The organism is Morganella sp. BCCO 40_0007, assembly GCF_032989665.1.
In the GTDB taxonomy this organism is placed as follows: Bacteria; Pseudomonadota; Gammaproteobacteria; order Enterobacterales; family Enterobacteriaceae; genus Morganella; species Morganella sibonii.
Map to the genome: position 1 here is coordinate 178,959 of NZ_JAVBIN010000001.1, position 17,837 is coordinate 196,795.

At 47.5% G+C, this 17,837-nt stretch carries 18 protein-coding genes and 1 tRNA gene; 12 read left to right on the forward strand and 7 right to left on the reverse strand.

What is annotated here, in order from left to right; genetic code table 11:
• Window positions 1-315, forward strand: a complete 315-nt coding sequence (locus R5268_RS00695; protein WP_317418525.1) for a hypothetical protein — start codon at window positions 1-3, stop codon at window positions 313-315.
• A gap of 74 nt (window positions 316-389) precedes the next feature.
• Here the strand turns inward: R5268_RS00695 and R5268_RS00700 are convergent.
• Window positions 390-1,504 (reverse strand): IS3 family transposase gene (locus R5268_RS00700; RefSeq protein WP_317418524.1). Its coding sequence is split into 2 segments (ribosomal slippage): window positions 390-1,252 and window positions 1,252-1,504, totalling 1,116 coding nucleotides; the frame shifts between segments, so codons are not numbered across the junction.
• On the opposite strand from R5268_RS00700, the gene R5268_RS00705 reads away from it, so the two are divergent.
• The 3 genes from R5268_RS00705 to R5268_RS00715 all read left to right on the forward strand — a co-directional run bounded on the left by R5268_RS00705 (window position 1,503) and on the right by R5268_RS00715 (window position 3,316).
• On the forward strand, window positions 1,503-2,117 hold the full coding sequence (locus R5268_RS00705; RefSeq protein ID WP_317418523.1) for a VENN motif pre-toxin domain-containing protein: 615 nt from the start codon (window positions 1,503-1,505) through the stop codon (window positions 2,115-2,117). The genes R5268_RS00700 and R5268_RS00705 overlap by 2 nt on opposite strands.
• 89 nt (window positions 2,118-2,206) lie before the next feature.
• Window positions 2,207-2,836 carry a hypothetical protein gene (locus R5268_RS00710; RefSeq protein ID WP_317418522.1) on the forward strand — a complete coding sequence of 210 codons (630 nt, stop codon included), beginning with the start codon at window positions 2,207-2,209 and terminating at the stop codon, window positions 2,834-2,836.
• Window positions 2,837-3,253: 417 nt separating this feature from the next.
• The gene (locus tag R5268_RS00715) at window positions 3,254-3,316 is read left to right on the forward strand and encodes a hypothetical protein (protein ID WP_317423069.1); all 63 of its coding nucleotides are present in this window, start codon (window positions 3,254-3,256) and stop codon (window positions 3,314-3,316) included.
• A 142-nt stretch (window positions 3,317-3,458) separates the two neighbouring features.
• Here R5268_RS00715 and R5268_RS00720 read toward each other — a convergent pair.
• From R5268_RS00720 to aspA, 4 genes are all read right to left on the reverse strand, one after another.
• Window positions 3,459-3,534: transfer RNA gene (locus tag R5268_RS00720), tRNA-Phe, on the reverse strand.
• A 127-nt stretch (window positions 3,535-3,661) separates the two neighbouring features.
• Complete coding sequence (dicD, locus tag R5268_RS00725) at window positions 3,662-4,234, reverse strand: division control transcriptional repressor DicD (protein ID WP_317418521.1); 573 nt, start codon at window positions 4,232-4,234, stop codon at window positions 3,662-3,664.
• A 114-nt stretch (window positions 4,235-4,348) separates the two neighbouring features.
• On the reverse strand, window positions 4,349-5,650 hold the full coding sequence (locus R5268_RS00730; RefSeq protein ID WP_317418520.1) for an anaerobic C4-dicarboxylate transporter: 1,302 nt from the start codon (window positions 5,648-5,650) through the stop codon (window positions 4,349-4,351).
• 115 nt (window positions 5,651-5,765) lie between these two features.
• Window positions 5,766-7,190 carry an aspartate ammonia-lyase gene (gene aspA / locus R5268_RS00735; RefSeq protein ID WP_004234963.1) on the reverse strand — a complete coding sequence of 475 codons (1,425 nt, stop codon included), beginning with the start codon at window positions 7,188-7,190 and terminating at the stop codon, window positions 5,766-5,768.
• 378 nt (window positions 7,191-7,568) lie between these two features.
• On the opposite strand from aspA, the gene R5268_RS00740 reads away from it, so the two are divergent.
• The 7 genes from R5268_RS00740 to R5268_RS00770 all read left to right on the forward strand — a co-directional run bounded on the left by R5268_RS00740 (window position 7,569) and on the right by R5268_RS00770 (window position 14,903).
• The gene (locus R5268_RS00740; protein ID WP_046893097.1) at window positions 7,569-8,075 is read left to right on the forward strand and encodes an FxsA family protein; all 507 of its coding nucleotides are present in this window, start codon (window positions 7,569-7,571) and stop codon (window positions 8,073-8,075) included.
• Window positions 8,076-8,246: 171 nt separating this feature from the next.
• Window positions 8,247-8,540: a co-chaperone GroES gene (locus R5268_RS00745; RefSeq protein WP_004240601.1), complete on the forward strand. Its 294-nt coding sequence runs from the start codon at window positions 8,247-8,249 to the stop codon at window positions 8,538-8,540.
• A 64-nt stretch (window positions 8,541-8,604) separates the two neighbouring features.
• Window positions 8,605-10,251, forward strand: coding sequence for a chaperonin GroEL (groL, locus tag R5268_RS00750; protein ID WP_107680429.1), 1,647 nt, complete (start codon window positions 8,605-8,607; stop codon window positions 10,249-10,251).
• A gap of 164 nt (window positions 10,252-10,415) precedes the next feature.
• Window positions 10,416-11,156 (forward strand): MurR/RpiR family transcriptional regulator, encoded by a 741-nt coding sequence (locus R5268_RS00755; RefSeq protein ID WP_046893122.1) that lies wholly within the window; start codon window positions 10,416-10,418, stop codon window positions 11,154-11,156.
• A gap of 273 nt (window positions 11,157-11,429) precedes the next feature.
• A complete protein-coding gene (locus R5268_RS00760; protein WP_166708595.1) occupies window positions 11,430-12,986 on the forward strand; it encodes a PTS transporter subunit EIIC in 1,557 nt (518 codons plus the stop codon).
• Window positions 12,987-12,997: 11 nt separating this feature from the next.
• Window positions 12,998-14,368, forward strand: a complete 1,371-nt coding sequence (locus R5268_RS00765) for an adenylosuccinate lyase family protein (RefSeq protein ID WP_317418601.1) — start codon at window positions 12,998-13,000, stop codon at window positions 14,366-14,368.
• Between the two features lie 187 nt (window positions 14,369-14,555).
• A complete protein-coding gene (locus tag R5268_RS00770) occupies window positions 14,556-14,903 on the forward strand; it encodes a DUF4156 domain-containing protein (protein WP_004234982.1) in 348 nt (115 codons plus the stop codon).
• Between the two features lie 367 nt (window positions 14,904-15,270).
• Here the strand turns inward: R5268_RS00770 and R5268_RS00775 are convergent, their stop codons facing one another.
• Both R5268_RS00775 and epmB read right to left on the reverse strand, forming a co-directional pair.
• Window positions 15,271-16,053: a class I SAM-dependent methyltransferase gene (locus R5268_RS00775; protein ID WP_317418519.1), complete on the reverse strand. Its 783-nt coding sequence runs from the start codon at window positions 16,051-16,053 to the stop codon at window positions 15,271-15,273.
• Between the two features lie 99 nt (window positions 16,054-16,152).
• Complete coding sequence (gene epmB / locus R5268_RS00780; RefSeq protein WP_107680431.1) at window positions 16,153-17,181, reverse strand: EF-P beta-lysylation protein EpmB; 1,029 nt, start codon at window positions 17,179-17,181, stop codon at window positions 16,153-16,155.
• A 40-nt stretch (window positions 17,182-17,221) separates the two neighbouring features.
• On the opposite strand from epmB, the gene efp reads away from it, so the two are divergent.
• Window positions 17,222-17,788 carry an elongation factor P gene (gene efp / locus R5268_RS00785; RefSeq protein ID WP_004234989.1) on the forward strand — a complete coding sequence of 189 codons (567 nt, stop codon included), beginning with the start codon at window positions 17,222-17,224 and terminating at the stop codon, window positions 17,786-17,788.
• Window positions 17,789-17,837: the final 49 nt, after the last annotated feature.

A 17,837-nucleotide genomic window follows, 5' to 3' on the forward strand; every position in this document is an offset into this window, starting at 1 on the left:
ATGAATAATAATGATGAATTAATAAAGTTTAAAAAAATTGAAAAAGAAATTATTTTGCCATTTCTTCAAAATGAGTTTTCTTTTTTAAACTCGGTAGATATTTTATATCAAGGAATAGACCAATGCGTTGAAATTTATGCTTATTTAGTGAATAAAAAATTTGTAATAGAGTTCGACCTCTCGACTATAGATCATAGTATAACTAAAAATGAAATTTTGACTGTACAAGAGTATGAAAAAAGCCTTCAAGGGAAAGGCCGAGCCAAAAAAGAAGCTCGTGATTTTTTACGAAAATTAATGCATAAAGAAGTATAGCGAATGTTGTAAGTACACCCGTTTCAGTTCCACACACTTTTTGAGATTTCGTTATTTTTGACCTCCTCCCCAATTCAGCGCCAGGTTAAATCAGAGATCCTGACCTTTTGCAGACTTCGGATGAATTCTTCCGGAGTCTGGTTATTTAACGAGGAATGAGGTCTTTGCCGGTTATATTCCTGCCGCCAGCACTCGATCTTTTCCTGCGCATCTTCCAGCGACAGGAACCAGTGAACGTTCAGACACTCGTCACGGAAGCTGCCATTAAAGGATTCGATTAACGCATTGTCCGTCGGCTTTCCGGGCCGGGAGAAGTCCATCGTTACCCCGTTTTCATATGCCCATTTATCCAGTGCCTTTGAGATAAATTCGCTGCCGTTGTCGGTCTGAAACCGTTCGGGAACGCGGCGCTGTAACTGCTTCAGACGGGCCATTACCGCAACCACATCGTCACCCCGCAGACCCTGTCCAACTTCTATCGCCAGACATTCCCGACTAAAATTATCGACTACAGTCAGCGCCCGGATCCGGCGCCCGTTGAACAGATTATCAGCAACGAAATCCATACTCCAGCACTGATCGGCTGCCGTCACTGCCGGACGCTCCTGTCTGTGCCTGGCTGTGACATGTCGGCGGGGCCGCTTTGTCCGCAGATTCAGCCCTTCCTGACAATAAATACGGTGGGTTTTCTTATGGTTAATCAGCCAGCCTTCCCGGCGCAGCAGGATATGTATGCGCTGCACGCCGTAGCGGATGCGGGTTTCCGCTATTTCCCTTATCCGTTGCGTGACTGCGCGGTCGTCACGCCGGCTTTGATAGTGGTAGACCGTGCGGCTCTGCATCATCAGACGGCAACCACGCCGCAGCCCGATACGGTAGGCCTCCAGCAACCAGGTTACCGCCTCCCGCTTCTGGGCCGGTCTCAGAACTTTTTTTTGATGACCTCCTGCAGCATCTCTTTGTCCAGACTCAGATCTGCCACCAGGCGCTTCAGACGCTGGTTTTCTTCCTCGAGCTGTCTCAGGCGGCGAAGTTCCGTCACACCCATACCACCGAATTTTTTCTTCCAATTGTAAAAAGTGGCTTCAGAAATACCCATCTTTCTGCACACTTCCTCTACCCGGGGGCCGGTTTCAGCCTGTTTCAGGGCAAACGCTATCTGTTCTTCGGTATAACGTGTCTTTTTCATGTCAGATGACCTCTTTTTTCAGGAGAAGAAAGGCAGGAAACTCTACTTTATACCGGTACTGAAGAAAGGGAAGAGATCAGCCGCTCAGGCCACCGGCGCCATGACCGGCGAAGCCATCGGTATTCTGGCAGAATCCATCTACAATAAAAAAGCGCATGAACTGACCGAACAGGAAAAAGAGAATGTCAGCGCATGGGCCACCCTGGCATCCGGCCTTGCCGGTGGTTTGGTGGGCGGAGATACGCAGAGTGCGGCGAACTCAGCGCAGGCGGGGAAAACGACGGTTGAGAATAATTTTTTAAGCCCGGATGATCGGGATATAATAGACAAAGCACTTGAAGATCAAAAGGCAGGCAGAAACCTAAAAGAAGCGTCACAAAATATTATTTATTTATCAGATAAAGATGCTTATACCGACAGATTAGTTACTCTCTATAATAAGGGAGAACTAGATAAAAAAGGTCAGGTAGAATTAGCTGAGTACCTTGATGCGGTTGGAATACAACTACAGTTAAGGGGGGGGAGTGAAAGAGATGCTAAAATACTGATAGAAAATATCTTAAATTATCCGGGGGGTATAAGGATACGCGCTCAGCTTACTATGAAGCATTAGGGCATCTTAGTGCCGAAGAAAGGCATGCATGGCAGGCTGCAATAGGTACAGATGTTTTGTTAGCCGGGCCGGGGAGAACCAGCCAATTAATGCGGCTGGCCTTGATTCCCGGCGGTTTGAATCAGATAGAAAAAGGAATTGATCAAATTGCAGATGGTAAGTTTACTGAGGAAGGTATCAATGTTGGCCTCGGTGGATTGATTATATCCGGCAGTTATCTGGGGAATAAAGTTACTGCGGGTAAGCCGAATAGTGGAATTATTTCGCCTGAAAACCATGTATGGCAAACAGAGTCAATTGGTAATTTAATCACTAAATCTGAGGGTTCATTGACTGGACATGTTATAAAAATCACACCACAAATGACAAAGGAGAATATTCGTTCACTCAACCGTGAAAATGAGAGTGCTCAAATTTTATCTAAATCAGGTTTTCATGTGGAACAAAATCCAGTTATTTCAGGAAACAAAGCCCCAGACTATCGAATTAACGGGGAGATTTTTGATAACTATGCACCTAAATCGAGTAGTGTTCGGAATATATGGACTGAAGTAAAAGGAAAAATTGATAAAGGACAGACTAATAATGTTATTATTAATATGTCTGATACTAAAATCTCTGTTCCTGAATTACAGCAGCAGCTTACAAAATGGCCGATTATGGGGCTGGATAAAGTTATTATTATTGATAAATCAGGCAATGCAATTCGCATAAAGTGAGGAAATATGTCCATAGACTTGAGATGCTATACAACATTACCTGTTGATAAACTACAAAAAAAATTGGATATTTTTTTATCTAAATATCCTGATATATTTCCTAGGCACTACGTTTTATATAAAGCCAGAGAATTAGGGAAATTTGATAAAGAAATTTCAAACGAGTTTGGTCTGGAGCCCGAGTCTTATTTCTATATTAGTGTATCTAATAAAACACTCGAAGTATGCACAAGTAAAATTGCAAGTTTGGTTAAAGATGAATTAGGTAAAAAGAATGTAATAGTCCTTCTCAATGGTGAAGATTTAATCTAGAACGAAATCTCAGCTTACGGCAGAACCCAGCCCCTCAACAGTGGAAATGGCACTGCACTCTACAAAAAACAGCCGGGCGAACTGACGGAGCAGGAAAAAGAAAATATCAGCGCCTGGGCCACCCTGGCATCCGGCCTAGCCGGTGGTCTGGTCGCAGAGTGCGGCTAATTCGGCTCAGGCTGGGAAAACGACTGTTGAGAATAATGCGGCTGCTCTTCCTCCTCCTTTCGGTCCTCTTGTAAATATCCCGGAGATCTCCCGGAATGCCAAAAAGCAAAAACCCGCCTTGTGGGCGGGTTCTTTAGAATAGTGGTGCCCGGACTCGGAATCGAACCAAGGACACGGGGATTTTCAATCCCCTGCTCTACCGACTGAGCTATCCGGGCAACGGGGCGCATTAAACCGTATTCCGTGGTTTGCGTCAATGCCTTTCTGTCAAAAAACCATAAAAAAAGTGTGAGTGTGCTCTTTTTATGCAGAATACGGGTGCAATTTATGCAGGTGGTGAATAAATCAGCTGAGTGCGCCGTTTTTGCGGCAGCGGGCGATAGTCATCACGTCTTCTGCCAGCCGGCGGGCAGTATCAATATCACTGCTGCTGCGGGAAATCAGCAGCTTGCTCAGACATCCTTCCAGAATCAGCTCCAGCTGACGGGCCACCATATCACAATCATCAATATCCAGCTCTCTGAGCAGCTCTGTGGTGAATGCAAAGGCACTTTGTTTCTGCTGGCGGGATAACTGATGGATCGGGTGATCCGTATCAGGAAATGCGCTGCTGGCAGAAATAAACAGGCATCCCGGAAAACGGTTTTCCCGGACGCGTTCCGCGAGTGCGCTGTAACGGGCGAGCAGCTTGTCTTCGCAGGACAGAGATTCATCCAGCAGAACACGTCGCTGCCAGATATCAATCTGATTGCCGTGGTGACGCAGGCAGTCGTAAAGCAGGTCGTTACGGGTCGGCCAGAAAATCCGCAGACGTCCGGGATCAATATCCAGGTTATCGTTGAGGGTGGCTTCAGACATCAGAAGGCCGTGGTTTTCCAGCAGACTCAGTGCCTGATTGAGGACATCTTCACGTTGCACAGCAGGTTCTCCCTGATAGAGGCATATAATCCAGAATAACGTGAGTACCGGGGAAAGGCGAGAGACGCAGGAAAATAAAATCCGCCCCGCAGGGCGGATTGTCAGGGCAGGAAATTACAGAACGATACTGCCGATCAGGAAGCCGAAGCAGACTGACAGTGCAACACCAATGGTACCCGGTATAAAGAACGGGTGGTTAAAGACCAGTTTACCGATACGGGTGGTGCCGGTGTCATCCATCTGAACTGCCGCGACCAGCGTCGGGTAGGTCGGCAGGATAAACAGCCCGGAAACCGCAGAGAAAGAGGCAATAGCGGTCAGCGGTGTGACACCCAGCGCCAGCGCCATCGGCATCAGTGCTTTGGCAGTGGCGGCCTGTGAATAGAGCAGGGCGGAACAGAAGAAGAAAATAACCGCCAGCAGCCACGGATGCTGCGTGATTAAATCACCGGCAGTCAGTTTGATCCAGTCCAGGTTAGCCTGAACAAAGGTATCGCCCAGCCACGCCACACCCAGGATACAGATACAGGCGCTCATCCCGGCTTTGAAGGTACTGGAGTTCAGGATGATATCTGTCTCTACCTTACAAATCAGGGTGATAAGTGTCGCAACACTCAGCATGATAATCAGGATGGCGTTAGTGGTTGTCATAATCGGTTCGGACAGCAGCCCGACACTCTTACTGTTCACAACTGCAAAGATCACAACTGACAGGACGCCGAGCAGGAACAGAAGCACTGACAGTTTGGCAGCCGGTTTGATAGCGGCTTTTTCACTGCGGTTCAGTTCAACCACACCTTCGGCAAGGCGTTTTTTAAAGACCGGGTCATTGGCGAGTTTGTCATCAAACAGCCAGGAGACAATAAAGGACATCAGGATAATGGCGACAAAGGTGGATGGCAGGAGGATCATCAGCAGATGCAGATAGCTGACCCCCATCGGTTCCATCACCGAGGACATATATACCACAGCCGCTGAAATTGGTGACGCGGTGATCCCTATCTGCGCGGCCACAACCGCTGTGGAAAGCGGACGTGAAGGTTTGATGCCCTGTTCTTTGGCAACTTCGGTGATCACCGGCAGGGTTGCCAGTGAAATATTACCGGTACCGGCAAACAGTGTCAGAAAATAGGTAACGATCGGGGCGAGAATGGTGATATAGCGCGGATTACGGCGCAGCAGTTTTTCAGTCTGCTGAACCAGATAATCCAGCCCGCCCGCAACCTGCATGGCAGAGATTGCAGCGATAACAGCCATAATAATGGAGATCACGTCGAACGGGATGCTGCCCGGTTTCACGCCGATGGCTGCCAGGGCAAGAACCCCCAGTCCGCCGGCAAAACCGATGCCTATCCCCCCGAGGCGCGCCCCAAGATAAATGGCCAGCAGTACGATAATAAACTCGATGGCTAGCATAAGTGCTCCTGTAAAATCCCATAGAAAAATGTTAAATTTTTGTAGTAAGGTAATAAAAAAGCACGTTACCTTGCGATGACGTGCTTTTATGTTCTATGTATTTATTATTGTTATATTAATCATCAAAACGTTTTGCTTTATAGGCCGGATTTTTTAAGTTTTCAATCGAGAAAATGTCATCCAGCTCAGCTTCAGTCAGCAGGCCGCGCTCCAGAACCACTTCGCGTACACTCTTGCCGGTTTCCGCACAAATCTTACCGACGATATCCCCGTTATGGTGGCCGATGAACGGGTTCAGATATGTTACGATACCGATAGAGTTGAACACATACGCTTCACAGATTTCTTTGTTGGCAGTAATGCCGGAAACGCATTTTTCACCCAGGTTACGGCAGGCATTGCTCAGCAGAGAGATAGACTCAAACATAGCCTGGCCGATGGCCGGTTCCATGACGTTCAGCTGTAACTGACCCGCTTCAGCCGCCATGGTAACACACACATCGTTACCGATAACTTTGAAACAGGCCTGGTTAACCACTTCCGGAATTACCGGGTTCACTTTCGCCGGCATAATAGAAGAACCCGCCTGCATTTCCGGCAGATTGATCTCTTTCAGGCCCGCACGCGGACCGGAAGAGAGCAGACGCAGGTCATTACAGATTTTGGAGAGTTTCATCGCCAGACGTTTCAGCGCACTGTGCAGCATCACGTAAGCGCCGCAGTCAGAGGTTGCTTCGATCAGATCTTCTGCCGGGACACATGGCAGACCGGTGACTTCCGCCAGTTTTTCCACTGCCAGTTTCTGGTAACCCGGTGCGGTGTTCAGCCCGGTACCAATCGCGGTGGCACCCAGGTTCACTTCCAGCACCAGTTGTGCAGAGTGGTGCAGGTTTTTAACCTCTTCTTTCATCAGGATGGCAAAGGCGTGGAATTCCTGGCCTAATGTCATCGGAACGGCATCCTGTAACTGGGTACGACCCATTTTCAGAATGTCTTTGAATTCATTTGCTTTGGTATCAAATACGCCTTTCAGATACTCAACTGATTTGATCAGTTGGGTAATTGAATTATAAACGGCGATACGGAACCCGGTCGGATAGGCATCGTTGGTGGACTGGGCTTTGTTCAGGTGATCATTCGGGTTGAGGAATTCATACTCCCCTTTTTTGTGGCCCATCAGTTCCAGGCCGATATTTGCCAGCACTTCGTTTGTATTCATGTTCAGTGACGTACCGGCACCGCCCTGGAAAACATCCACAGGGAACTGATCCATACATTTACCGTGGATCAGGACTTCATCGCAGGCTTTGATAATGGTATCCGCAATCGCACGCGGAATAGTGTGCAGTTCTTTATTCGCCATGGCAGCGGCTTTTTTCACCATCACCATGCCACGGATAAATTCCGGGACATCATTGATTGTACGGTCGCTGATATAGAAATTTTCGATAGCCCGCAGTGTATGGACACCATAGTACACGTCGTCCGGTACTTCACGTTTACCCAGCAGGTCTTCTTCGATACGAAAATTATTTGACATGAGAACCTTCTTTGATTGAATGGTTGTCTTACTTAATAGTAAAGACAGCAATTATATTATTTTGTCCGATATTAATAGTGAGTATCACTTGGTTTATTGCATTCTTAGTGATGATATTCTGAATTTGCGTTGAATCCTTTTAGCCAGATCACTTATTAACTGAAATGTTTGCACTATTATCACTCTTATGTGCGATAAATCACAAATATCCTGTGCGATTCCGTTACGTGCAGCGCTTGAAAACGTCTGAAATGGCCCCATCATTATGTACATCTATGACTAAAAATCGAATTTACAGCGCGTCTCTTAGAAGTAGTTCACAAAGGCTGACAAAGGGGCGGTTTTTTACATCACAGTGCACCACATAAGGAAGACGTTATGCGTTGGTTACCCCTTATCCTCATTTGTCTGCTGATCTATATTGAGGCGGTCATTTTTGTTCACGTGGCATCTGCTATCGGTGTGTTTATGACACTGGTGCTGGTGGTGCTGACATCCTGTCTCGGCGTGTCTCTGGTGCGTAATCAGGGAATGCGTAATCTGAGCCTGATTCAGCAGAAAATTCAGGCAGGTGAAAGCCCTGCGGCAGAGATGATCAAAAGCGTTTCTCTGGTGCTGGCCGGGATACTGCTGGTTCTGCCGGGCTTTTTCACCGATTTCTTAGGGCTGCTGCTGTTGCTGCCGCCGGTACAGAAACTGCTGGTGTCCCGCGTACTGCCGTTTATCCGTGTGTATCAGCCGCGGACAAACCCGTTCGCCGGTACTTCTGCAAATCAGGGAAATGTTTACGAAGGGGAATTTGAGCGCCGCGGAGAGACTCCGTCACAGCGGCTTAATCAGTCACCTGTATCGCGCAATGATGATAACCCGCAGGATAAACCCTGATATCTGAACAGTTTGGACAGAGACCGTGAAATTTCGTATTTTTTTCATCTCTGCCCCCTTGAACTTGTCCGGAACTGACCCCATCTGCTCAAACATGGCAATGGTATTAGTATCCGGCCTGAACCTTTAATCCACGTTATTTGATACGGATTTTTTACAGGAGATCTATCAATGAAAATTCGTCCTTTGCACGACCGTGTTATTGTTAAGCGTAAAGAAGTTGAAGCGAAATCAGCGGGCGGGATCGTCCTGACCGGTACAGCGGCAGGTAAATCGACCCGTGGTGAAGTGCTGGCAGTAGGCAACGGTCGCATCCTGGAAAACGGCGAAATGAAACCACTCGACGTCAAAGTCGGTGATATCGTGATTTTCAATGATGGTTACGGCGTAAAAGCTGAAAAAATTGATAATGAAGAAGTGCTGATTATGTCTGAAAGCGACATCCTGGCGATTGTCGAAGCATAATTACACCGTACTGGTTGTACTCAGATCTTCTTAAACCATAAAAGCATTCGAAGGAATAGAAATAATGGCAGCTAAAGACGTAAAATTCGGTAACGACGCCCGTGTTAAAATGCTCCGTGGTGTCAATGTTCTGGCAGACGCAGTAAAAGTTACTTTAGGTCCGAAAGGCCGTAACGTTGTGTTAGACAAATCATTCGGCGCACCGGTTATCACTAAAGATGGTGTGTCTGTTGCACGTGAAATCGAGCTGGACGACAAGTTCGAGAACATGGGTGCGCAGATGGTGAAAGAAGTTGCCTCTAAAGCGAACGACGCTGCGGGTGACGGTACCACCACTGCAACCGTACTGGCACAGTCTATTATCACTGAAGGCCTGAAAGCCGTTGCAGCAGGTATGAACCCGATGGATCTGAAACGCGGTATCGATAAAGCCGTTGTTGCAGCCGTTGAAGAACTGAAAAAACTGTCTGCTCCGTGCTCTGATACCACTGCTATCGCGCAGGTAGGTACTATCTCTGCAAACTCCGATGAAACCGTCGGTAAACTGATTGCGGAAGCGATGGATAAAGTCGGCAAAGAAGGCGTTATCACTGTTGAAGAAGGTACCGGCCTGGAAGACGAACTGGATGTTGTTGAAGGTATGCAGTTCGACCGCGGTTACCTCTCCCCGTATTTCATCAACAAACCGGAAACCGGTTCTGTTGAATTAGAAAACCCGTACATCCTGCTGGTCGACAAAAAAATCTCCAACATCCGTGAACTGCTGCCGGTTCTGGAAGGCGTTGCAAAAGCAAGCAAACCTCTGATGATCATCGCAGAAGATGTTGAAGGTGAAGCGCTGGCAACACTGGTGGTTAACACCATGCGCGGTATCGTGAAAGTGGCTGCGGTGAAAGCACCGGGCTTCGGCGACCGTCGTAAAGCGATGCTGCAGGATATCGCTACCCTGACTAACGGTACTGTTATCTCTGAAGAGATCGGTATGGAGCTGGAAAAAGCGACTCTGGAAGACCTGGGTCAGGCAAAACGTATCGTTATCAACAAAGATACCACCACTATCATTGATGGTGTGGGTGACGAAGAGACTATCGCAGCACGCGTTGGTCAGATCCGTCAGCAGATCGAAGATTCAACTTCAGATTACGACCGTGAAAAACTGCAGGAGCGCGTAGCGAAACTGGCAGGCGGTGTTGCTGTCATTAAAGTCGGTGCGGCAACTGAAGTTGAAATGAAAGAAAAACGTGCCCGTGTTGACGATGCTCTGCACGCAACCCGCGCAGCGGTTGAAGAAGGTGTTGTTGCCGGTGGCGGTACTGCATTAGTCCGCGTTGCGGCTGCCCTGACTGCCCTGACCGGTGATAACGAAGATCAGAACGTAGGTATCCGTGTTGCGCTGCGCGCAATGGAAGCACCTATGCGTCAGATCGTTGAAAACGCCGGTGAAGAGCCGTCTGTTGTTGTTAACACCGTGAAAGGCGGTAAAGGCAACTACGGTTACAACGCAGCAACTGAAGAATACGGCGATATGATCGCAATGGGTATCCTGGATCCGACTAAAGTCACCCGTTCTGCTCTGCAGTTCGCCGGTTCTATCGCGGGTCTGATGATCACCACTGAAGCGATGATCACCGATCTGCCTAAAGACGACAAAATGGATTTAGGTGCAGCCGGTGGTATGGGCGGCATGGGCGGTATGGGCGGCATGATGTAATCATGTAGTCTGACTGCAATTGTTTGCTGAAAAAGCCTGTAACCGTTTTGGTTACAGGCTTTTTTTGTATGTTAACAACGGATGTGATTCATAATATCCACTGTTTATCATTATTATGAGGTATTATCGGAAGATATTGCCGCTGAAACGGGGGAGTGCCGGATATGCTGGATTTTCTGAAGAATTACGATAACTTAACCGTCAGTGAGAAGAAGGTATTAAAATATCTTACCGAAAATATTGCCGATATCCCCTGGCTGAATATTAATGAATTAGTCGCCAAAACGTTTGTGTCCAAAACGGTGATTATCAATTTATCTCAGAAGTTAGGTTTCAGCGGGTTTAAAGAACTTAAATTTCAGATTAACAATCATATCCTCTCACAAAATAAAGCAGAGAAAAAAGCACCGGCGTCCTATAAAAAACAGCTCGAAAATAATATTCATAAGACTTTCACGCTGATTAATGAAGATCAGATCCGGGATTGTGCAAAAACATTACACGGTTCGCGGAATATTTTCCTGGTAGCACGGGGAACCAGCAAGGCGGTCGGCTATTATCTGGAGCATTTGTTATTCTCGCTCGGGCTGCACTGCTTTTTTATTAATGACTATAACCTTTCTGACTCCTTTACCCGCCTTGTCAGCAAAGACGATACGGTAATTTTTATTTCGCTCTCCGGCGGAACCAAAAAGATTATCGAAACCGCTAAAATCGTTCAGCTGAAAGATGCCCATATCATCAGTATGACTGCCTTCCACACCAATGAACTGACCTCATACGCGAATAATACGCTGTTTTGCTTCTCAGACAGTTATGACACCAAACGGGATGACTCAAAGTCCAGAACGGGATTTTTTATTCTGGTGGATCTATTAATTAATGAACTGGAAAGTTTGTTATAAATAAATGAACTCATTATTTAGCTTAAGTTGAACTGAATGCTTTTTGTTCAATAATTCCTGCTGTTTTTAAAATAATTATCTGTCTGAATAATCACGCCTGTATTTACAAAAAATAACTATTACTATGATTTTTAAATGATTATCGCCTTAAAATGACCCGGGTCATAATTTAAGACCTGAGATAATATTTAAAACCGTACCATCATTCCATTTAAAAAACGCAATGCTAGTATTCCGGATAATGTCAATATTCTTGGTTGCAGGGAAAAAAATATGGCTAAAAGAAAATTCGGAGAGTCAATCCAGCGCTTTGGCCGGACACTGCTCCTGCCCATCGGGGTTCTTGCTCCGATAGGTATGATTCTGGGGATCAGCGGGGCGTTGGTTCAGACCTACATGATTGCCCGCTTCCCTTTCCTCGGAAATGAAACGGTTAACGCACTGCTTGTCAGTATCCGTTCTATTGCCGGTGTTATTTTTGATAACATCCCGCTGCTCTTTGCCATGGGGGTTGCCTACGGGATGAGCCAGCGTGATAAAGGGATCGCTGTCTTTGCCTCTGTGGTGGGTTACCTGTCACTGATTATCACCATGAATATCTGGCTGGTACTGACAGGCAAACTGGCGGATGCAGCAGTGATGGGACAGGCGGGACAAATTAAGGTGTTGGGTATCCAAACCTTAAATATCAGCGCAGCAGGGGGGATCATCACCGGTTTAATTGCCGCATGGGCAACGGATAAGTTCTATAACCTTGAGTTGCCGACAGCTTTTGCGTTTTTCTCCGGTAAAAAATCCGTTTCTATCATCATGGTCGGTCTGATGATCGCTGTGGGTGCGACATTACCGTTTATCTGGGAAGTGCTGGTTCAGGGGCTGATGAAGCTTTCTTCTGTTTTCCTGAGTCCGGTCGGCCCGTTCTTTACAGCTGGTGGTGAGCGTCTGTTTATTCCGTTCGGCCTGCACCATGTCTGGAACGTACTGTTCAGATTTACCGAAGCCGGCGGTACGTATGTGATTGACGGACAAACCTTTGTCGGTGTCGTTCCTGCCTTAACGGAAGTGTTGTTCAAACAAGGACCGGGCACAGAATACTGGGCGATGATGCCGAGCCTGACGCGCTTTATGGCGCAACAGCAAATGCTGGTGACGTTATTCCTGTTCCCGGCCATCGCGTTAGCTATCTATAAAACATCGAAGGCAGAGAACCGTGCGGAAGTGAAATCAATGCTGGTGACGATGGTACTGACCGCCATGCTCGGTAACGTCACGGAACCGCTCGAATTTACCTTCGTATTTATCGCACCGCTGCTGTATTTAATCTATGCGATTATCGTCGGTATCGGTGCCGTATTACTGTCATTCGCCGGTGTGGCCATCGGTTATATCCGCGGAACGATATTCGATTTTACTATCTTTGGTTTGCTGTACGAGCGTACTAACTGGATATTCCTGGTGCTTATCGGTGCCGGTCTGGCTGTGGTGACGTTCTTTATCTTCCGCTGGGCAATTCTGCGGTTTGATATTAAAACCCCGGGCCGTGAAGAATCCAGCAACCTGAAAAACACGTTAATTAAAGAAAAACGTTATGGTGAAATCGCGGAGATCCTTATCGAGGCTTTAGGCGGAAAACAAAATATCCGTAACGTCGATAACTGTATTACCCGTATGCGTATCGATATCGCAGAAGTGAATAAGATTGATAAAGAGTTAATGTCGGAATCAGGATGTACTGCATTCTTCTTTCCATCGGCAAACCACGTCCACGTTGTTTACGGACCGAAGGTTGAATTTGTCCGCAATGCTGTTGATGAAGCAATGAAGAAATAAAAGGATATATGATGAGAGCTTTATATGATTCTAAAAGTAAAACCATCGATGATCGCGGCATAAAAGCGCTGCTGTCAGATGAGGCCAAATACACTACCTGGCTGATGTTTGAATCAGTGTTAGCTCAGGCACAGGCAGAACTGGGGTTTATTCCCCGGTCTGCTGCCGATGAAATTAAAGAAAAGGCGGTTATTGAAAATATCGATTTCGAAGAGATGAGCCGTATCTATCAGAAAATCGGTCATGGCTTCGTACCGTTCTTAAAAGTATTAGTGAATGCCTGTTCTGAAGAGAGTGGTAAATATATCCATTACGGTATTACCACCCAGAATATTCAGCAGAGTTCGCAGCTGTATATGATGAAGACAGTGCATAATAAATTTATGCTGCTGTTAAGTGAGATCCTCGGAAATTTATCGGCGCTCGCAGAAAAAACCAAACACATGGTGATGCCGGGCAGGACACATGGCCGCCACGCAATTCCTATCACTTATGGTTACAAAGTGGCGGTGTGGATCAGCGATTTTATCGATTGCAGCCAGCGCATGCGGGAGTGTGAAAAGCGCGTATTCACCATCATGATGGGCGGTGCGGTCGGGGCATTTAACACCATGCCGGGTATCGGTCTGGAAGTCCAGAAGCGGGTTGCTGAACTGACCGGCATGCATGCGATGGAAGTGCCGTCCCGCAACCTGAGCACACATAAACTGGAGTATATGGCGAACCTGGCGCTGATGGCGAATATCTGCCATAAAATCGGTGAGGAGGTTTACAGCACCACGCTGGAAGAAATCGCGGAAGTCTCAGAAGGTTTTACCAAGGGTACGGTGGGCAGCAGCACGATGCCGCATAAAATTAACCCGAAACTGGCCAAAGGGATTATCGCGAACTCGCAGAAACTGTATTCACTGCCGGGTATCGGCATGTATTCTGCCGTCAGACCGTATGAGGGTGACAGCAGTTCTTATATGTTATTCGACGGGCTGATTGAAGAAGCGCTCGAACTGACCACCGAAGTGCTGCTGAGAACAGAAGAACTCACCAGAACGATTGTGCCTCATGAAGAGAGAATGCTGCATAATGTCATGAGAAACAAAGGGCTGGATAACACCGAATACGTGATGATGAAAATGGCGGAAAAGCTGGGTAAAGATAAGGCGCATTCATTACTGTATGAGGAAGCGATTAAAACGGCCGCAGATGGTGAGGATTTCTACACAAATCTGACGAAAAACGACACCATTACCGCTGCATTCAGCAATGAAGAGATCAAAGCAATGTTAGATCCGCGCTCATATATTGGTCTGTCCGTCGAAATCGCCGAAAAAGAAGCGAAACGTGGCTCAGACGCCGCTCAGGAAATCAAAAAAGATTATCAGTAAATTACCGGGCTGACACAGGAAAAAATAAACCGGCGCTCTGAGGAAACTCAGGTGCCGGTTTTTTTATGCATTATTTGCGGCTGATTGCGATCAGCGGGTGGTTTTCAGCGATTAGTTTTTGAAGTCGCTGCCACAAAGTGGTTAAATTAGCTGTATAAATTTTTTCCAACCGTGAATGAGGAAAACTATGCGGATTAAAATGTTACCCGGTGCTCTGGCACTGTTATTACTGGCAGGCTGTACGACCACGAACGAACTGAGCTCCGCCGGATCACAGGTCCGCTTTTCCGAAGAGCAGCCACCGGCAGAATGTCAGAAATTAGGTGAAGTTACCGGTGTACAGAGCAACTGGATGACCGGCGTCGGTAACGAAAGCAGCTCCATGCGCGGTGCGGCAAATGACCTGCGTAACAAAGCAGCAGCAATGGGCGGTAACGTGATTTATGGTCTCGGCAGCCCGGCAGAGTCAGCCATTGTGTCCAGCCTGATCCCGGTGGATAGCAAGCTTACTGGTCAGGTTTTTAAGTGCCCGTAATTTCGCGTCATCCTTCCGTCCATAGCAGCGTTGGCTGCGCTCAGCGGCCCGGGTCACATACTGATGTATGCTCCCCGTGCCTCTTCGCTTGCCGCCTTGCTCTGAACGAAATGATTTAGCGAAATCCTGAGATTCTGATAAAAAACCACCGTTAAAATTAACAGGTGGTTTTTTTATTAATAAAAGAAATTATTGTTTTTTCTTAAAATAGCACGTTAGTTTATTTCGCAGATGACCGGTAAAAAATGCAGAAAGCATGCGAGCCATGGATGGCGAGCCTGAGCGTATAGGGACATATTCACAGCGACTTTCTGCTTTTACCGGTTATCAGCGCGGCACCGTAATCACAGTTTCCGGCACCGGAAACTCAGCCAATCTTCACTGCCGCAGTGGCAATAAATGTCGGCAGATAATTATCGATAACAAAACGCGGGTTCGGCTGCCAGTCCTCATAAAAATCCGTCAGATGAAAACCGGCTTTCAGCTGCCCGCCGATCAAATCGGTCAGGGAATGGCCAAACACAAAAGCTTCCTGACGTGCCTGCTTCTCTGCCAGTTGTTCCGGTGTTAAGGCGGTCAGTTCAGAGAACGGCATTTTATACGCTGGTTTGATAATACCTTGTTCGCGGTATTTCGCATCACGATCGCCGATAAACACCACTGAATTAAAAAAACTGGCCAGCAGTGTGCCGCCGGTTTTCAGTACGCGGTGGCATTCCCGCCATACCGGATTCACATCCGGGATATACAGATTGGAAATCGGATGAAATACACAATCAAAAGAACCGTCCGCAAATGCGCTTAGATCCCGCATATCCCCCTGTACTGCCCGCAGTGTCAGCCCGTCACGCTGAGCTACCTGACGATCGTGCTCAAGTTGCCTATCTGAAAAATCAAACACCGTCACATCAGCACCGGCGGCAGCCAGTACGGGGGCCTGCTGACCACCGGCAGAGGCCAGACAGAGGATACGTTTGCCCGCCACATCCCCCAGCCAGGCTTTCGGCAGCGGCTGCGGGGTGAGATGCACATCCCATTCCCCTTTTTTGGCGGCAGCAATCAGTTCAGCACTGACAGGTGTTGACCACGCCTGTTGTTGTTCCGCCTGTTTATCCCACGCAGCCTGGTTTGAGGTTAAAAAATCCGTCATAATTTTGTACTCCATAATACATAATGAGCATAATTTAACCTGTCTGAAGGTACCTGTAAAATACTATTTCTTCAGATGACCATGTTTACGTGGTAATACTCAGCTCTGACGCAGACGGAGATCGATCGGTGTTTTACTCGGTTCACCGCCGATTTCCCGGGTCAGACGCGGCACCAGATACCCGGAAATACGCGGCAGCAGATCATGCATAATACGGCGTGCTTCATCATCACTGATCAGAAAATGTCCCGCACCCTGTACTTTATCCAGCACATGCAGGTAATAAGGCAGAATACCGGCGTCAAACAGCGCATTACTGAGCTGTGCCAGCACCTCTGCATTATCATTGACATCACGCAGCAGGACACTCTGATTGAGCAGGGTGACGCGGCTTTCACGCAATTGATTCATTTTTTCTTTCAATACATCGTCGATTTCATTCGCGTGATTGATATGTGTGACTAAAATTATCTGTAACCGTGAATCGCGGAAACGTGCGGTCAGTTCCGGCGTGATGCGCTCAGGGATCACAACCGGCAGACGGCTGTGGATACGCAGCCGCTGAATATGGGGAATGGCTTCCAGTTGCGTCAGCAGCCAGTCCAGCTCATGGTCTTTTGCCATCAGCGGATCACCGCCGGAGAAAATGATTTCATTGAGTTCAGGATGGTTAGCGATATAATCGAGCGCCTGCTGCCAGTTATGTCTGGTGCCTTTATTGTCCTCATACGGGAAGTGACGGCGGAAACAGTAGCGGCAGTTGACCGCGCACCCGCCTTTCACTAACAGCAATGCCCGGTTGTGATATTTATGCAGTAGTCCCGGAACAACACTGTGTTGTTCATCCAGCGGATCGTCAGAGAACCCGGGTGTCAGGTCAAATTCAGCCCTGTGCGTCATGGTCTGAAGTAATAACGGATCGCGCGGATTGCCTTTTTCCATTTTGGCGATAAAAGGACGGGGGACGCGCAGTGCAAACAACCGGCGGGCATCAGTACCGGCACGCCAGTTTTCATCCTGTTCCAGACCTAATATTTCAAGCAGTTCTGTTGGGTTAGTGACAGAATCGGTGAGTTGATGCAGCCAGACTTCTCTGGTGAGCGGTTTTTGGGTTACAATATCGACCATTTTTTTGGCTGTGCCATTTATTTAAAATTAGAGGATTTCCATGGCTACTTATAGTACCAACGAATTTCGCCAAGGTCTTAAAATTATGTTAGACGGCGAACCTTGCGTGGTTGTTGAAAGTGAGTTTGTTAAACCGGGTAAAGGTCAGGCATTCGCCCGTGTACGTCTGCGTAAGCTGATCTCCAACAAACTGCTGGAGAAAACCTTCAAATCAACAGACTCTGCGGAAGGCGCTGATGTCATGGATCTGAACCTGACTTACCTGTACAACGACGGTGAGTTCTGGCATTTCATGAACAATGAAACGTTCGAGCAGCTGGCTGCGGATGAAAAAGCTATCGGTGATAACGCCAAATGGCTGATCGACCAGGCTGAATGTATCGTTACTCTGTGGGACGGTCGTCCTATCGCGGTTACCCCGCCGAACTTTGTTGAGCTGGAAATCACGGAAACCGATCCGGGCCTGAAAGGTGATACAGCCGGTACCGGCGGTAAACCAGCGACTCTGAGCACCGGTGCTGTGGTTAAAGTGCCTCTGTTCGTACAGATTGGTGAAGTGATCAAAGTAGACACCCGTTCAGGTGAATACGTTTCCCGCGTGAAATAAGATTACGTGATGAATTACAAAACCGCCGCTGATTCAGCGGCGGTTTTTT

Bases quoted from the DNA above. Each gene is read 5' to 3' on its own strand.
- groL (WP_107680429.1), top strand. From the start codon at position 8,605: ATGGCAGCTAAAGACGTAAAATTCGGTAACGACGCCCGTGTTAAAATG.
- efp (WP_004234989.1), top strand. From the start codon at position 17,222: ATGGCTACTTATAGTACCAACGAATTTCGCCAAGGTCTTAAAATTATG.
- R5268_RS00730 (WP_317418520.1), bottom strand. From the start codon at position 5,650: ATGCTAGCCATCGAGTTTATTATCGTACTGCTGGCCATTTATCTTGGG.
- R5268_RS00705 (WP_317418523.1), top strand. From the start codon at position 1,503: ATGTCAGATGACCTCTTTTTTCAGGAGAAGAAAGGCAGGAAACTCTAC.
- R5268_RS00710 (WP_317418522.1), top strand. From the start codon at position 2,207: ATGCGGCTGGCCTTGATTCCCGGCGGTTTGAATCAGATAGAAAAAGGA.
- epmB (WP_107680431.1), bottom strand. From the start codon at position 17,181: ATGGTCGATATTGTAACCCAAAAACCGCTCACCAGAGAAGTCTGGCTG.
- R5268_RS00765 (WP_317418601.1), top strand. From the start codon at position 12,998: ATGAGAGCTTTATATGATTCTAAAAGTAAAACCATCGATGATCGCGGC.
- R5268_RS00695 (WP_317418525.1), top strand. From the start codon at position 1: ATGAATAATAATGATGAATTAATAAAGTTTAAAAAAATTGAAAAAGAA.
- R5268_RS00775 (WP_317418519.1), bottom strand. From the start codon at position 16,053: ATGACGGATTTTTTAACCTCAAACCAGGCTGCGTGGGATAAACAGGCG.
- R5268_RS00740 (WP_046893097.1), top strand. From the start codon at position 7,569: ATGCGTTGGTTACCCCTTATCCTCATTTGTCTGCTGATCTATATTGAG.
- R5268_RS00755 (WP_046893122.1), top strand. From the start codon at position 10,416: ATGCTGGATTTTCTGAAGAATTACGATAACTTAACCGTCAGTGAGAAG.
- R5268_RS00745 (WP_004240601.1), top strand. From the start codon at position 8,247: ATGAAAATTCGTCCTTTGCACGACCGTGTTATTGTTAAGCGTAAAGAA.
- aspA (WP_004234963.1), bottom strand. From the start codon at position 7,190: ATGTCAAATAATTTTCGTATCGAAGAAGACCTGCTGGGTAAACGTGAA.
- R5268_RS00760 (WP_166708595.1), top strand. From the start codon at position 11,430: ATGGCTAAAAGAAAATTCGGAGAGTCAATCCAGCGCTTTGGCCGGACA.
- R5268_RS00770 (WP_004234982.1), top strand. From the start codon at position 14,556: ATGCGGATTAAAATGTTACCCGGTGCTCTGGCACTGTTATTACTGGCA.